The sequence below is a fragment of the Mycobacterium sp. ACS4331 genome (assembly GCF_001667265.1).
Taxonomy (GTDB): Bacteria; Actinomycetota; Actinomycetes; order Mycobacteriales; family Mycobacteriaceae; genus Mycobacterium.
This window is the reverse complement of the sequence record NZ_LZHW01000059.1, coordinates 18,584-32,559: the sequence shown is the minus strand read 5'-3', so window position 1 is coordinate 32,559 and position 13,976 is coordinate 18,584. Positions and strand designations below refer to the sequence as shown.

Genomic DNA, 13,976 nt, shown 5'->3' with positions numbered 1-13,976 from the left:
GCCTTGCCTATAAGTACCATCCGACTAGATTAAAGAATGGGTACCGTATTGACCGACCACACATCCCCACCTCCTCAGTTCAACTCACCTGGAGAGCGACCCCCGGCGCCGACAGACTATCGCCGCACCGAGGGTGAAGCCGGGAGTTGGCGCGGCGACACAGGGCATCCACCACTTCGAGAGCCTTTCGGATACGAATACAAGACCGGCTACCCGTACAACACCGGAAACCCTTCGTGCAACGCTGGAAATTCTTCGTACAATTCCGGATATAACTATGGCCCCTCGATGACCTCGAATGGCGGTCTGGCCAAGCCGTCTGCAGGTATGTCGACAGCGTTTCACCTGGCCGTATTTCTCTTCACCCTAATGAGCTGCGGATTTTTAGCTCCCTTTGCTCTGGTTGGCGCCATTGTCGACCTGGCTACCTTGAAGAAGGCCGGTCGTCGAGACACAGGTTTGACATGGACGTTCATAATTATCTACGCAACGATCACCCTGGTCGGCCTGGGACTTCTGGTCACACTTGCTGCCGTTCCTCTATTGATGTAGTGCGCCGCGTATAGGGCACCCAGATATTCGAGGCTCGTCCCCGGCAAACAAGTTGGTCCCTGGCGTTAAGGGCAGATTACGACGGTGACTGCTGAACATGTGACAACTAATGTCATTCGATTGTCTGAGTCGTAGAACACTAGCGATAGCGCAAAATCTGACAAGATGCTGTCGATAGATTTTCGAAGGTCTTTACTGGCGAACGGCCGGTTCGCCCATATTCGGTGAAAGGTGTGGTGCATGACTTACGAGCCTAAATCTTCGGTGCCTCGACAGCCTGACCCGCGGTCCCGCGAGGCATCGGCGCAGCAAATTCCTCAAGCGCCGAGAAGTAACGTTATGGGCCCCCCGCCGACTTCGGTGACGGCACCGGGGGTGGAGTCCGGACATACCTTCTATCAATCTCAGAGCGGTTCCGCGCCTGCGGCGTCAGACGCCTATCAACATCCGGTGGCTTCCGTGCCCTATTCCACGGCGCACGGTCTTGAACTGCGGCAGGGGAATGGAAAACCAAAGATCGGACTGTACCTTTCGGTCGGAGGTGTAGTCCTCGCCCTCGTGTTGGGCTGCAGTCTATACGCATTCTTAGGACAGGCAGGTCGAACGAATATTGGTGTCGTAAGTAACGCCGAATCGCCGCGATCGGCAAGTGGTCAGCCAACATTCGATATCTACCAGAAACAATACGACGGCAAAGACTACGCTGTGTGGCTGGACCTCATTATGCCAATACTTCTAGAGAAGCGAGAAGCAATCGATGTAGGTGAGAGTGATGTCACTGAGAGCTTGCCTCCTGCGGAATCTCGTGTTGGCAAGAGTAAATGGGCGCAAGAAATTCTCAACAATATGTCCCGGACTGTGGCTGTTGCATACGACCAGCGCAACACCGTGCTGGCCCGTAATCTACTGCTGGGTGCGTTCGCGCCTGGTGAGGGAACCCTTACTGAGCTCAATAAGATAATCGGTAGCGGGTCCGATAAAGTTGTTCCTAGGTTTCTCGTAGACTCCGTCAGTGAAACGTACACAAACGGCCAGATTGATCTTGATTCTAAAGTCCTGCCGATTGCATCGGAGACCACACTCGTCAACGCGTACAGTATGAATAGTGACAAACAGTGGAATATATATATCGCAAGTAAGACGAGTCAGAGTGGTTCTTACGTCGTGCCAGTAATTATTGGAATGATACCGGAAGGCCATTCTCAATACGTGTCAGGTGAGTATGTTGCCACGTGGAGCCCTGATTATTAATGTAGTGTTTGAAGGCTCGAATTTGGGCCGCGTGAGTTCGCGCTCTGAAGTGTCGCAGAGTCCGCTCTGGATGTCTTTTTTCTCAAGATACCTTTCACTGGGTAGCCGAATCGGAAAGCTGCTATACGTGGGTTGCATCTTAAGTGCGCCAGCTCTTTGGCACGTTGAGTATGTAACTCGTTGCCAAGTACGCCGAACTCAGTCATGACCACACACGCCAGCCACGCCGCGTGACCTGTCACCTGACCGCGCAGCAGACCCGTTCGGTTGGCCGCCGCCCGGGTTTCACGTGCGCGTTGTCTTGCGGTCAAGCGTCGGCCCGCGACACGGATATCGGCAATTCTCGTGCCCACATTTTGCCCACAATCTGTCGACGGTTGCACATATCTAGGGTGATCAGGAGATATGAGTTTACACAGGTGGAGCGGCTTTTATCGCTCTGACCAGGTGGTGTGCGGAACCACGACTTCTTCTCCGGTTCGGGCTCGTCGTACGTGATCGGCAAGGCCGTCGTCACCGAGGACGAGGACTGGGACTTCTAGCCCACCGGAATGGTCGCGGTCACCGCCGTGCCGTCACCCGGCACACTGCTGACCGCGAGCTGACCGGACAATGCCTCCACGCGGTCGCGCAGGCCCACCAGGCCTGAGCCCCCGCCGGAGACGGCACCCCCCACGCCGTCGTCGGTCACCGACAGCCGCAGGGTGCCGTCGTCGAGGTGGGCCGCCACCGTGACAACCTCGGCCCGGGCGTGTTTGGCCGCGTTGGTCAACGATTCGGCGACCACGTAATAGGCGGCGACCTCGACGGGTTCGGGCAGTCGGCCGTCGACGCTGAGGTCGAGGTCGACGGGCACGGGGGAGCGGCGGGCCAGCGTCTTGATCGCCGGCGCCAGCCCGCCCTTGGACAGGATGGCCGGATGGATGCCGCGCGAGAGTTCCTGAAGATCGGCGTACAGGCCGGCCAACCCATCGACGATCGTGGTGAGTTCGCCGCGCAGGCCGTCCTGATCCTCAGGCACGCCGGCTTGGGCGGCCCGCAGTGCAAGCCCCAGCGAGACGATGCGCTGCTGAGCGCCGTCGTGCAGATCGCGTTCGAATCCGCGGCGCGCCTGATCGGCGGCCGCCACGATGCGGGCCCGGGAGGCCGTCAACTCGGCGCGCGTCTCGGCGTTGGCGATCGCGGTGGAGATCAGATCGGCGAAATCTCCGATGTGGGCTTCGGCGTGGGCGGGCAGCGCCCAACTGGCCGGTGACCCGGCGACCAGCGCGGCCCGCACCGTGCCGTCGATCACCAATGGCACACCGGCAGCCGAGCGGATGCCGATCTGCCGCAGCCGCGATGCGAGTTGACCTTCGGCGCCGTGGTAGTCCTCGATGCGGGCGGGCGCACCGCCGGCCCGGATACGGGCCGTGACACTGTCACCGTCCAACTGAAACCGTTCCCCGGCAACGAATCCCGGCGTACCACGGCGATCCGTGCTGGCAAGCACCACGCACTGGGCGGGGTCCTCGAACCGCAGCAGCGTCACATGGTCGACCCCCAGACTCTGGGCGAGCTCTGTCACCGCCACCGGATAGACCTCATCGGGTGCGGCACCGCGCGCCACCATGGTGGCCACCCTGCGCAACGCGGCCTGCTGCCCGGCCAGCGCATCGGCCTCGAGGCGACGCGCTTCGGCCTCCGCGGCGCGCAGACGTGCCTGTCCCACAAGGACATTGGTCAACAACGCCAGTGTGAGGAAAACCAGCACCGCGGGCACGAGGGTGCCCCGGCCCTCAAGGTGGAAGTACACATACACCAGGGCACTGGTCAGCGACATCGCCACGGCCAACCCGACATCCCACCCCGCCGAGATCACCAGCACACCGAGCAGCAGCAGCGCACCGAAAGCGTTGTCGGGTGCGACCTGTTTGAGCGCCAGCACCAGCAGCGTCTCGCCCACGATGAACCCCAAGGCGACCACGATTCCCCAGCCCAGCGGACGTGGGTTGGGCCGAACGAGTTGCGCCAACAGGCCTTGTGAGACCGATCGCCAGTTCACCGATCCGATGCTAAGCCCAACGGGGACCGGAATCTTTCCGGTTAGCGGTAATGACGCGACCGCAGCGCCGGTGCCACGCTGGAGCCATGTTCAGTTCGACGACCACTGCCGTGCGCTGTCTGATCGTCGATGACAGCGCGGCCTTTCGCGAGGCCGCCGTGGCGATGTTGGCCCGGGGCGGCATCACCGTCGTCGGCACGGCGCGCGACGGTGCCGAGGCGGTGCGCCAGAGCACCGAACTGCGACCCGATGTCGCGTTGGTGGACGTCGATCTGGGCGCCGAGAGCGGTTTCGACGTCGCCGAGCAGCTCTCCGGCGTGCCGGTGATCCTGATCTCGACACATGATGAGCAGGACCTCATCGACCTCATCGCCGACAGTTCGGCCCGTGGCTTCCTGCCCAAGTTCGCGCTGTCGCCCGATGCGATCCGGACGGTGCTGTCCCGGTGAGACTCAGCGCGCCTCGAGGTACATGATCACGGCCCGCACCCGGCGGTGATCGTCGCCGGTCTCCGGCAGGTTCAGCTTCGTCAGGATGCTGCGGACGTGCTTCTCCACGGTGCCCTCGGTGACCCACAACCGCCGACCGATGCCCGCATTGGACAGGCCCTCGGCCATCAACGACAACACCTCGCGCTCCCGCTCGCTGAGCGCGCCCAGCGGGTCGTTGCGCCGGCGCGCCGACACCAGTTCGGCCACCAGGGCCGGATCGACCACCGAGGCGCCGTTGGTGACGCGCTGCAGGGTGTCGATGAAGTCGTCGACGTCAGTGACCCGGCTCTTGAGCAGGTAGCCGATGCCGTGCCCGCCGGAGAGCAGCTCGGTGGCGTGCTCGACGTCGATATGCGCTGAGAGCACGACGATTCCGATGTCGGGGTAGTCCGCTCGGATGATGCGCGCGGCGTCCAGGCCCTCGGTGTTGTGGTCGGGCGGCATCCGAATGTCGGTGAGCACCAGGTGTGGTTGTGCCTCGCGCACCAGGCTCAGCAGTTCGGTCGCGTCCCCGGCCTGGCCGATGACGTCGAACCCGGACCGGCTCAGCAGACTCGCCAAACCCTCCCTGAGCAACACGTCGTCATCGGCGACGACGACCTGCAGAGCGCCCATTCCGTCCTCCCCGGCCTCGACTTGGGTGCGGCGAGTCATTGTCGCACTTATGGGCGCGGTTCGGAGGCCGGCGGCGGATATGGGGGCCAGCAGGTATCCGGGCTGGGGGACAGCAGCGCAGACGTGGGCGTCGATGAGAGGCAGGGTCAAACGATGACTGCAACCCTGTCCCATCACACGCATTCGGTGTCACTGCGCGACGGTGAGATCGTCGAGGAGTCCGACCTGGGTTCGATGCGCCGGGTCACCGCCGACAATCTCCCGATCCTGAAACGGCTGTCCATCAAACGGGTTCTGCTGAACCCCGGAGCCATGCGCACACCGCACTGGCATGCCAACGCCAACGAACTCACGTACTGTGTCTCGGGCACGGCTTTGGTGTCGGTGCTCGACAACGGCAGCCGGTTCTCCACCTTCGTCGTGACGGCCGGACAGATGTTCCACATCGATTCCGGGTCGCTGCACCACATCGAGAACATCGGCGCCGATGTTGCCGAGTTCATCATCGCCTTCCGCAGCGAACGGCCGGAGGACTTCGGGTTCGGCGCCACCCTCGGTGCGTTCAGCGACGCCGTGCTGGGCAACACCTATGACCTGCCCGCCGCCGACTTCGCCCGGATCCGCCGCGACACAGCCGACCACAAGTTGGCCGCCCGCGTCGGCGACCCCGACATCCCGGCGTCGGCCCACTTCGCAGACCCGCACAGGTTCGACGTCGAGGCCCAACCCGCGGGCCTGACCTACGCCTACGGCAACGCGCGATTCGCTCGCGACCAGTTCTGGCCGGCACTCAAGGACATCTCGATGTACTCGCTGCGCGTCTCCGAAGACGGTATGCGCGAACCACACTGGCATCCGGTGACCGCGGAGATGGGCTATGTGCAGCACGGCGACGCGCGCATGACGATCATGAATCCTGATGGCACGCTTGACACTTGGACCATGACGGCCGGCGACATGTACTTCATCCCGCGCGCCTACCCGCACCACATCGAGAACATCGGAAGCGACGAGTGGCACTTCCTGATCTTCTTCGACCAACCGTTCCCCGCCGACATCGGCTATAAGGCTTCCGCCAGTGCGTATTCGCGCGAAGTCCTGGCCGCGGCGTTCAACACCCACATCGATGATCTGCCGAACTTCCCGCTGACACCGGCCGATCCGCTGATCGTGCCCCGACGCAACCCGCTCGACCGCTGAGGAGGTCGCCCAACGGCCTGTTCTACTGTGGCAGTTGTGCCGAACCTTCTGACCCGCGTCATCGAATGGCTGCGGGCCGGCTACCCCGAGGGGGTGCCCGGCCCGGACCGAGTGCCGCTTCTGGCGCTGTTGCGCGACACACCGCTGACCGAGGAGCAGATCCACGAGGTGGTGTTCAGGATCGCCGAGGCCTCGGCGCCGGCCGACGTCGCCGACCCCATCACGCGGGAGCGCATCGACGCCTACATCGCCGAGGTCGCCCATTACGACGCGGGCCCGGAGAGCGTGCGTCGCGTCGCCGACAGGCTGGCCGCGGCGGGATGGCCGCTGGCCGGCCTCGACGACGTGGTCGACTCGAACGAAGTGGCCGACGCCGACGATGAGGAGTCGACGACCTAGATGGTCGAGGCGTCGATGACGAAGCGGTACCGCACGTCGCTGGCGAGCACTCGGTCGTAGGCCTCGTTGATGTACGACGCCTCGATGACCTCGATCTCGGGAGTGACGTCGTGCTCGGCGCAGAAGTCGAGCATCTCCTGCGTCTCGGGGATGCCGCCGATCATCGATCCCGACAGGCTGCGGCGCCCGCTGGCCAGCGGAAACACCGGGACCGCCATCGGGTGCTCGGGAATGCCCAACTCGACCAGCGTGCCGTCGACGGCGAGCAGGCTGAGGTAGCGGCCCATGTCGAGGTTGGCCGACACCGTGTTGACGATCAGGTCGAACTTTCCGGCGAGCTTCTTGAACGTGTCGGAGTCGGCCGTCGCGTAGTACTCGTCGGCGCCGAGGCGCAGGCCGTCCTCCATCTTCTTCAGTGACTGCGACAGCACCGTGACATGCGCACCCATGGCGTGGGCCAGCTTGACGCCCATGTGGCCCAGCCCGCCGAGGCCGATCACGGCCACCTTCTTGCCCGGGCCGGCATTCCAGTGCCGCAGCGGGGAGTACAGGGTGATGCCCGCGCACAGCAGGGGAGCGGCCTTGTCGAGCGGGATCGAGTCGGGGATGCGCAGCACGTAGTTCTCGTCGACGACGATCGCGGTGCTGTAACCGCCCTGGGTCGGCGTGCCGTCGCGGTCGATGGCGTTGTAGGTGCCGACCATGCCGCCGCCGGTGCAGTACTGCTGCAGACCCGCCTGGCAGTTGTCGCATTCGCGGCACGAGTCGACGAAGCATCCGACGCCGACGTGGTCGCCGACCTTGTACTTGGTGACCTCGGAGCCGACCGCGGTCACCACACCGGCGATCTCATGCCCGGGCACGACGGGGAAGTTGGGCTTGCCCCATTCGCCCTTGACGGTGTGGATGTCGGAGTGACAGATGCCGGCGAACTTGATGTCGAAGGCGACATCGTGCGGGCCGACGTCGCGACGCTCGATCGTGGTCTTGGTCAACGGCCCAGTGGTCGAGGTGGCGGCGTATGCGGAGATTGTCGTGGTCATGTCTGCGTGCCCTCGTGTGGTTGTCGCTGCGCGTATATACAGATATATAGCTTAGCAAAGTTAATTGAGACGCGGCGCATCGTCGCGCCCATAGGAAACCCCAACGGACGCCGTTGGACGGTTCATTCCCGAAAACGGTGGACCGATCAGAGTCCGGGCGCGCGCAGACCGGCGTTGAACCCGACGCGTTCGTAGGAGACCAGGCCGGCCAGCGCATACGGATCGGCCGCGATCAGTTCCTCGGCGGCCGCGGTGTCGATGTCCCCGGTGATGAGGATCCCGCCCTTCTGCGACTCCTGACGCCCGGCGAGCAGCAGTCGGCCCGCCTTGATCTCACCTTCGATCCACGCGAGGTGGTCGGCCCGAACCTTGTCGACCTCCTCGAGCGGCTGCGTGTAGGTCAGGGTGAGCACGTGGAACATGGGACTCCTAGTTGATGGGTGCGTTGAGCATGCGCAGGTCGTCGAGGATGCCGCGGGCCGCGACGGGTCCCTGCCCCGTCTGCCACACCTCGTTGTTGACCACGAACACCCTATTGTCGCGGGTGGCCGACAGTGCCAGCCAGGCGTCGCCGTTCATGACGGCCGTGGCGCGCTCCTTGGCGGCGGGGGAGTCGAACGACACATAGACGATGTCGGCGTCGACCGGGCCGAAGTCGGCCCCGTCGGCGTCGTCGGTGGAGATCTCGACGAACGGCCTGTCGGTGAACCGCTGAGACGCGGGACGGTCGACCCCGACCAGCGACAACACGCTGCCCGGAAAGTTCTCCTCGCCGAACACGCGCACGGCGTTCTCGGTGAACTGCACCACCGAAGTCTGGAAATGTGTTGCGTCGTTGGCGATTCCGGTCTGGCGGGCGTCCTCGTCGAACTCGGTGACCAGGGTGTCCGCAGCGCCCGCCCGGCCGGTGGCCGCACCGACCCGGCGCGCGGTGTCCTGCCACCCCGCTCCGGGGTCTCCGGTGAACACCGTGGGCGCGATCGCCGCCAGCTCGCCGTACGCCTCGGGCGTGAGCGCCCGTGAACCGAGGATCAGGTCCGGCCGGGCCGCGGAGATCGCGGCGGGATCCACGGCGCTGCGCGAGCCTGCGGGTGGGACATCGAGCACGACCCTGCCCAGATAGGAGGGCTGCGTCTGGGAACCGTCGGGCAGCGCCGCCGCCACGATGCGCGACTGCAGACCGAGCGCGCACAGCACATCGAGCTGGTCCCCGGAGAGCACCACGATGCGCTGCGGGTCGGCGGGCACGTCCACGTCGCCGCGCTCGGTGCCGCTGTCGACCCGCCGCACCGGCTCGCCCGGATCGACCGGCGCGGGCTCGGGGGCGCACGACTCGTCGGGCCTGCGATGGTTGCCCAACACGCCCGCACCGGCGATCTTCGTAGTGCTGGTGATCACACTGCGGGACGGCGGGACCGGTTCTTGGCCCTGAGGGGACGAACACCCTGCACAGAGCGTCGCGAGCAACGCTGTCGACAGGAGATATGCGGCACGGATCGGCACGGTCCCGACGTTAACACCCGGGTCCGCGGGCCCCGTTTTCGCGACATCTACGACGTCTTGTCGGACCCGGGCTTACACGAGCGCGGACGGGGGATAGGATCTCCATGAAGATCGCGCACGATCCCAGGGATTCCGCGGTTTCCGACCCGGATTTTGGATGTTTGGAGGAGTTCTTGACCGCCGAAGCGCCCCCGTTGCGAGAACTCGAGGCGACGCGCCCCTATAAGGAGCGCATGGGCCCCAAGGGCAACCTGATCTACAAGCTCATCACGACGACCGATCACAAGCTGATCGGCATCATGTACTGCGTCGTGTGCTTCATCTTCTTCTTCATCGGCGGCCTGATGGCCCTGCTGATGCGCACCGAGCTCGCCCTGCCCGGTCTGCAGTTCCTGTCGAACGAGCAGTTCAACCAGCTGTTCACCATGCACGGCACGGTGATGCTGCTGTTCTACGCGACGCCCATCGTGTTCGGTTTTGCGAACCTGGTGCTGCCGCTGCAGATCGGTGCCCCGGACGTGGCGTTCCCGCGTCTGAACGCGTTCTCGTTCTGGCTGTTCCTGTTCGGCGCGATGATCGCGACCGCCGGCTTCATCACCCCGGGTGGCGCGGCCGACTTCGGCTGGACCGCGTACTCGCCGCTGACTGACGCCATCCACTCCCCGGGTGCCGGTGCCGACCTGTGGATCATGGGCCTGGCCGTCGGTGGTCTGGGCACCATCCTCGGTGCCGTCAACATGATCACCACCGTGGTCTGCATGCGCGCCCCGGGTATGACGATGTTCCGCATGCCGATCTTCACCTGGAACATCCTGGTGACCTCGATCCTGGTGCTGCTGGCCTTCCCGCTGCTGACCGCGGCGCTGTTCGGCCTGGCCGCCGACCGTCACCTCGGCGCGCACGTCTATGACCCGGCCAACGGCGGTGTGCTGTTGTGGCAGCACCTGTTCTGGTTCTTCGGCCACCCCGAGGTGTACATCATCGCGCTGCCGTTCTTCGGCATCGTCTCGGAGATCTTCCCGGTGTTCAGCCGCAAGCCGATCTTCGGGTACACCACCCTGATCTACGCCACGCTGGCCATTGCGGCCCTGTCGGTCGCGGTGTGGGCGCACCACATGTACGCCACGGGCGCCGTGCTGCTGCCGTTCTTCTCCTTCATGACGTTCCTGATCGCGGTGCCCACGGGCATCAAGTTCTTCAACTGGATCGGCACGATGTGGAAGGGACAGCTGACCTTCGAGTCACCAATGCTGTTCTCCGTCGGCTTCATCATCACGTTCCTGCTCGGTGGCCTGTCCGGCGTCCTGCTGGCCAGCCCGCCGCTGGACTTCCACGTCACCGACAGCTACTTCGTGGTCGCGCACTTCCACTACGTGCTCTTCGGCACCATCGTGTTCGCCACCTACGCGGGCATCTACTTCTGGTTCCCCAAGATGACGGGCCGCATGCTCGACGAGCGCCTGGCCAAGTTCCACTTCTGGCTGACGTTCATCGGCTTCCACACCACGTTCCTGGTGCAGCACTGGCTGGGTGACGAGGGCATGCCGCGCCGCTACGCCGACTACCTGCCCATGGACAACTTCACCACCCTGAACGTGGTGTCGACGATCGGTGCCTTCATCCTCGGCATCTCGACGATCCCGTTCGTGTGGAACGTGTTCAAGAGCTGGCGCTACGGCGAGGTCGTCACGGTCGACGACCCGTGGGGCTACGGCAACTCGCTCGAGTGGGCCACCAGCTGCCCGCCGCCGCGGCACAACTTCACCGAGCTGCCCCGGATCCGTTCGGAGCGTCCGGCGTTCGAGCTGCACTACCCGCACATGGTCGAGCGGATGCGTGCCGAGGCGCACGTGGGACGTGCCCACGGGCCGGCCGACGGCGACGTCACCCGGCTCGACGACGAGAACGTCCGCACCTAAGGGATGACCGTGTCCCCCGGTTCGGGGAAGGTGTCTGTCCTCATCACCGTCACCGGTGGTGACCAGCCCGGCGTGACCTCGGCGCTGTTCGAGGTGCTCTCCGCGCACGGCGTGGAGCTGCTCAACGTCGAGCAGGTGGTCATCCGTGGCCGGCTGACGCTCGGGGTGCTGGTGTCCGGGCCGGAGGATCTCGTCCACGACGCGGCGTTCCGCGCCGACGTCGAGGATGCGATCCACGGCGTCGGCCTGGACGTCACGATCGAGAACAGTGTCGACGCCCCGATCATCCGCGAACCGTCGACGCACACCATCGTGGTGCTGGGCCGGCCGATCACCGCACAGGCGTTCGGTGTGCTGGCCCGGGAGGCCGCCGCGCTGGGCGTCAACATCGACACCATCCGCGGCGTCTCCGACTACCCGGTCACCGGACTGGAACTGCGCGTCTCAGTCCCGCCCGGCGCCGTCGGTGCCCTGAAGACTGCCCTAGCCCGGGTGTCGGTGGACGAGGGTGTCGACGTCGCGGTCGAGGACTACACGCTCGACCGCCGGGCCAAGCGCCTGATCGTGTTCGACGTCGACTCCACGCTGATCCAGGGTGAGGTCATCGAGATGCTGGCCGCGAAGGCCGGCGCGGAGGCCAAGGTCGCCCAGATCACCGAGGCGGCCATGCGCGGCGAACTGGACTTCGAGGAGTCGTTGCGCGAGCGGGTGGCGACGCTGGCCGGGCTGCCCGCCGAGGTCGTCGACGAGGTGGCCGAACAGCTTGAGCTGACCCCGGGCGCGCGGACCACGATCCGCACACTGCGCCGCCTGGGATTCCACTGCGGAGTGGTGTCCGGCGGTTTCCGTCAGGTCATCGAACCGCTGGCCGAGGAGTTGATGCTCGACTACGTCGCGGCCAACCACCTCGAGATCGTCGACGGCAGGCTCACCGGGCGCGTGACCGGGCAGATCATCGATCGGCCCGGAAAGGCCAAGGCGCTGCGGGACTTCGCCAGTCAGGTCGGGGTGCCGATGGAGCAGACGGTCGCGGTGGGCGACGGCGCCAACGACATCGACATGCTGTCCGCGGCCGGCCTGGGGGTGGCGTTCAACGCCAAGCCCGCGCTGCGGGAGGTGGCTGACACCTCGCTGAGCCACCCGTATCTGGACACCGTGCTGTTCATCCTGGGCGTCACGCGCGGTGAGATCGAGGCGGCTGACGCCGTCGACGGTGTCGTGCGCCGCGTCGCGATCCCGCCGGGGGACTGATCCCGGGTCAGACCACCGGCCCCGTGCCCGTCGCCGTCGGCGCGAGATCCGTGCCGACGACGCTGGCCCAGGCCCGTGCGAGCAGCGAAACAGCCTCGGCCAGTGTGTCTTCGGGCAGGGTGTACGGCACGCGGAGGTAGCGCTCGAGGGTGCCGTCGACGCCGAACCGCGGACCCGGTGGGATGTCGACGCCGAGGCGTGACGCGGCCGCTGAGACCGCCGAACTCGACGGGACGGGCAGCCGCATCCAGAGGGCCAGTCCGCCGGTGGGCTGGTTGAGGTTGCATTCGCGCCAGTCCGGCAGGTGCTCGGCCAGCAGCCGGCGCAGCAGCGCACGCCGGTTTCGGATCAGGTCGCAGCGTTCCGGCACCACCTGGTCGGTGACCGCGAGCAGATGGGCCGCGGCGAGTTGTTCGAAGATCGGCGTGCCGAGGTCCACCGACGGCCGTCGAGCCGCGATGGTGGCCAACGTGGTGCGCTCGGCGCGGATCCACCCGATGCGCAGACCTCCCCAGAAGGACTTGGACATCGACCCGATGGACAGCACGAGATCCGGCCGGCGCGTCATCGCGCAGGCCACGGGCGGCGGAGCCGGCTGATCGAGGCAGATCTCGGTCATGGTCTCGTCGATGATGGTGCGCGTGCGGGTGTCGGTGATGATGTGCGCCAAGCGTTCCCGCTGCGCGGACGTCATCGTCAGGCCGGTCGGGTTGTGCTGGTCGGGGATGAGGTAGGCCAGGTTGGGTGCAAGCTGGCGGATCGCGATGTGCAGCGCGTCGAGGTCCCAGCCCTCGTCGGGCGTGATCGACACCGGGACCGCCCGCGCACCCGCCGCCGAGATCGCCGCCAGCGCGCCGGTGAACGTCGGCTGCTCGACCAGGACGCGATCACCGGCCTCGACGAACGTCGCCAGGATCAGCCCGATGGCGCCCAGTGCGCCGGTGGTCACCATGATCTGGTCGGGTTCGGTGGGAAGGCCGCGCCGGCAGTACCTCTCGGCGATGGCGTCCCGCAGGGGCGCCACACCATAGAGTTCCAGGCCGGGCCGGCGCAGGTACGAACTGATCTCAGTGGAGGCCGCCGCATACGCCTCGAGGACAGGGGAGGACGGCGCGGACATCGCGGCCTCGGCGAGGTTGATCCTCGTGCGGGAGGCGTCGTGGAGTTCTGTGCTGACGGGATGGGACTGCGGCGGCAGCGCCACCGAGCTGCGGGCGCCGCGCTTGGCGGTCAGATATCCCTCGTCCCGCATCTGCGCATACGCCGCGGTGACCGTGGTGCGGGAGATGCGCAGGACGTCGGCCAGGGCCCGTTCGCTGGGCAGTCGCGACCCGACGGGGAGCCGGCCGTCGACGATCAACATCCGCAGCGCATCCGAGAGGCCCTGATGCATCGGACCGCTGGCACCGGCCGTGCGCCAGTTGCCCAGCTCGCGGGCCAGCAGGGTGACATCGAGGCGGCGATCCGCCATATCTGCACTCATTGAGTGCCAGTTTCACCCAACTGGCTATTGAAAGACAAGCCACTTGAGCGGAACCATGGGCGAATGGCACGAAACTGGTTACGAGGTGAAGGCAGGATCACAGCGATCCGTCGGGGCTGCACGCAGTGGCTGAGGACCCCTCAGCCACGCGCAGGGTTTGTCGGTGACGACGCCGACCTGCGCCGCGCCCATATCGACCTCGACGCGATCCGGGCCCGCTTCCCG

General features: G+C 65.5%; 13 protein-coding genes and 1 pseudogene. 8 read left to right on the top strand and 6 right to left on the bottom strand.

Annotation, left to right across the window (positions count from 1 at the left end; all coding sequences use genetic code 11):
* Nucleotides 1-288 precede the first annotated feature (288 nt).
* From A5727_RS14285 to A5727_RS28170, 3 genes and pseudogenes are all read left to right on the top strand, one after another.
* The gene (locus A5727_RS14285) at nucleotides 289-552 is read left to right on the top strand and encodes a hypothetical protein (protein WP_157521382.1); all 264 of its coding nucleotides are present in this window, start codon (nucleotides 289-291) and stop codon (nucleotides 550-552) included.
* Nucleotides 553-1,002: 450 nt separating this feature from the next.
* Nucleotides 1,003-1,803 (top strand): hypothetical protein, encoded by an 801-nt coding sequence (locus A5727_RS27500; RefSeq protein WP_157521381.1) that lies wholly within the window; start codon nucleotides 1,003-1,005, stop codon nucleotides 1,801-1,803.
* 443 nt (nucleotides 1,804-2,246) lie between these two features.
* Nucleotides 2,247-2,345: pseudogene (locus A5727_RS28170) on the top strand (hypothetical protein); the annotation flags it as partial.
* On the opposite strand, the gene A5727_RS14280 reads toward A5727_RS28170, so the two are convergent.
* Entirely contained in the window at nucleotides 2,342-3,847 is a 1,506-nt protein-coding gene (locus A5727_RS14280) for a GAF domain-containing sensor histidine kinase (RefSeq protein ID WP_157521380.1), read from the bottom strand. The pseudogene A5727_RS28170 and the gene A5727_RS14280 sit on opposite strands and share 4 nt — an antisense overlap.
* 86 nt (nucleotides 3,848-3,933) lie before the next feature.
* Here A5727_RS14280 and A5727_RS14275 point away from each other — a divergent pair, with 86 nt between their 5' ends.
* Nucleotides 3,934-4,296 (top strand): response regulator, encoded by a 363-nt coding sequence (locus tag A5727_RS14275; RefSeq protein ID WP_157521379.1) that lies wholly within the window; start codon nucleotides 3,934-3,936, stop codon nucleotides 4,294-4,296.
* 3 nt (nucleotides 4,297-4,299) lie between these two features.
* Here the strand turns inward: A5727_RS14275 and A5727_RS14270 are convergent, their stop codons facing one another.
* The gene (locus tag A5727_RS14270; protein WP_068250240.1) at nucleotides 4,300-4,953 is read right to left on the bottom strand and encodes a response regulator; all 654 of its coding nucleotides are present in this window, start codon (nucleotides 4,951-4,953) and stop codon (nucleotides 4,300-4,302) included.
* A gap of 153 nt (nucleotides 4,954-5,106) precedes the next feature.
* On the opposite strand from A5727_RS14270, the gene A5727_RS14265 reads away from it, so the two are divergent.
* Both A5727_RS14265 and A5727_RS14260 read left to right on the top strand, forming a co-directional pair.
* The gene (locus A5727_RS14265) at nucleotides 5,107-6,153 is read left to right on the top strand and encodes a cupin domain-containing protein (RefSeq protein ID WP_068250237.1); all 1,047 of its coding nucleotides are present in this window, start codon (nucleotides 5,107-5,109) and stop codon (nucleotides 6,151-6,153) included.
* A 36-nt stretch (nucleotides 6,154-6,189) separates the two neighbouring features.
* Nucleotides 6,190-6,552: a DUF3349 domain-containing protein gene (locus tag A5727_RS14260; RefSeq protein WP_231992077.1), complete on the top strand. Its 363-nt coding sequence runs from the start codon at nucleotides 6,190-6,192 to the stop codon at nucleotides 6,550-6,552.
* Here the strand turns inward: A5727_RS14260 and A5727_RS14255 are convergent.
* The 3 genes from A5727_RS14255 to A5727_RS14245 form a co-directional block, all read right to left on the bottom strand.
* A complete protein-coding gene (locus A5727_RS14255; protein ID WP_068250232.1) occupies nucleotides 6,549-7,595 on the bottom strand; it encodes an NAD(P)-dependent alcohol dehydrogenase in 1,047 nt (348 codons plus the stop codon). The genes A5727_RS14260 and A5727_RS14255 overlap by 4 nt on opposite strands.
* Before the next feature lie 146 nt (nucleotides 7,596-7,741).
* Nucleotides 7,742-8,017 (bottom strand): YciI family protein, encoded by a 276-nt coding sequence (locus tag A5727_RS14250; RefSeq protein WP_068250229.1) that lies wholly within the window; start codon nucleotides 8,015-8,017, stop codon nucleotides 7,742-7,744.
* Between the two features lie 7 nt (nucleotides 8,018-8,024).
* Nucleotides 8,025-9,098, bottom strand: a complete 1,074-nt coding sequence (locus A5727_RS14245; RefSeq protein ID WP_197507661.1) for an iron-siderophore ABC transporter substrate-binding protein — start codon at nucleotides 9,096-9,098, stop codon at nucleotides 8,025-8,027.
* A 173-nt stretch (nucleotides 9,099-9,271) separates the two neighbouring features.
* Here A5727_RS14245 and ctaD point away from each other — a divergent pair, with 173 nt between their 5' ends.
* Both ctaD and serB read left to right on the top strand, forming a co-directional pair.
* On the top strand, nucleotides 9,272-11,017 hold the full coding sequence (gene ctaD, locus A5727_RS14240) for an aa3-type cytochrome oxidase subunit I (RefSeq protein WP_068250313.1): 1,746 nt from the start codon (nucleotides 9,272-9,274) through the stop codon (nucleotides 11,015-11,017).
* A gap of 3 nt (nucleotides 11,018-11,020) precedes the next feature.
* Entirely contained in the window at nucleotides 11,021-12,268 is a 1,248-nt protein-coding gene (gene serB / locus A5727_RS14235; protein ID WP_068250226.1) for a phosphoserine phosphatase SerB, read from the top strand.
* Between the two features lie 7 nt (nucleotides 12,269-12,275).
* Here serB and yczR read toward each other — a convergent pair whose 3' ends face one another.
* Nucleotides 12,276-13,751 (bottom strand): MocR-like transcription factor YczR, encoded by a 1,476-nt coding sequence (gene yczR, locus A5727_RS14230; RefSeq protein ID WP_068250223.1) that lies wholly within the window; start codon nucleotides 13,749-13,751, stop codon nucleotides 12,276-12,278.
* Nucleotides 13,752-13,976 lie beyond the last annotated feature (225 nt).

Excerpts from the sequence above, each read along its gene's own strand:
- A5727_RS14285 (WP_157521382.1), top strand. The coding sequence starts at position 289 with ATGACCTCGAATGGCGGTCTGGCCAAGCCGTCTGCAGGTATGTCGACA.
- A5727_RS14275 (WP_157521379.1), top strand. The coding sequence starts at position 3,934 with ATGTTCAGTTCGACGACCACTGCCGTGCGCTGTCTGATCGTCGATGAC.
- A5727_RS14270 (WP_068250240.1), bottom strand. The coding sequence starts at position 4,953 with ATGGGCGCTCTGCAGGTCGTCGTCGCCGATGACGACGTGTTGCTCAGG.
- A5727_RS14265 (WP_068250237.1), top strand. The coding sequence starts at position 5,107 with ATGACTGCAACCCTGTCCCATCACACGCATTCGGTGTCACTGCGCGAC.
- A5727_RS14255 (WP_068250232.1), bottom strand. The coding sequence starts at position 7,595 with ATGACCACGACAATCTCCGCATACGCCGCCACCTCGACCACTGGGCCG.
- A5727_RS14250 (WP_068250229.1), bottom strand. The coding sequence starts at position 8,017 with ATGTTCCACGTGCTCACCCTGACCTACACGCAGCCGCTCGAGGAGGTC.
- serB (WP_068250226.1), top strand. The coding sequence starts at position 11,021 with ATGACCGTGTCCCCCGGTTCGGGGAAGGTGTCTGTCCTCATCACCGTC.
- yczR (WP_068250223.1), bottom strand. The coding sequence starts at position 13,751 with ATGAGTGCAGATATGGCGGATCGCCGCCTCGATGTCACCCTGCTGGCC.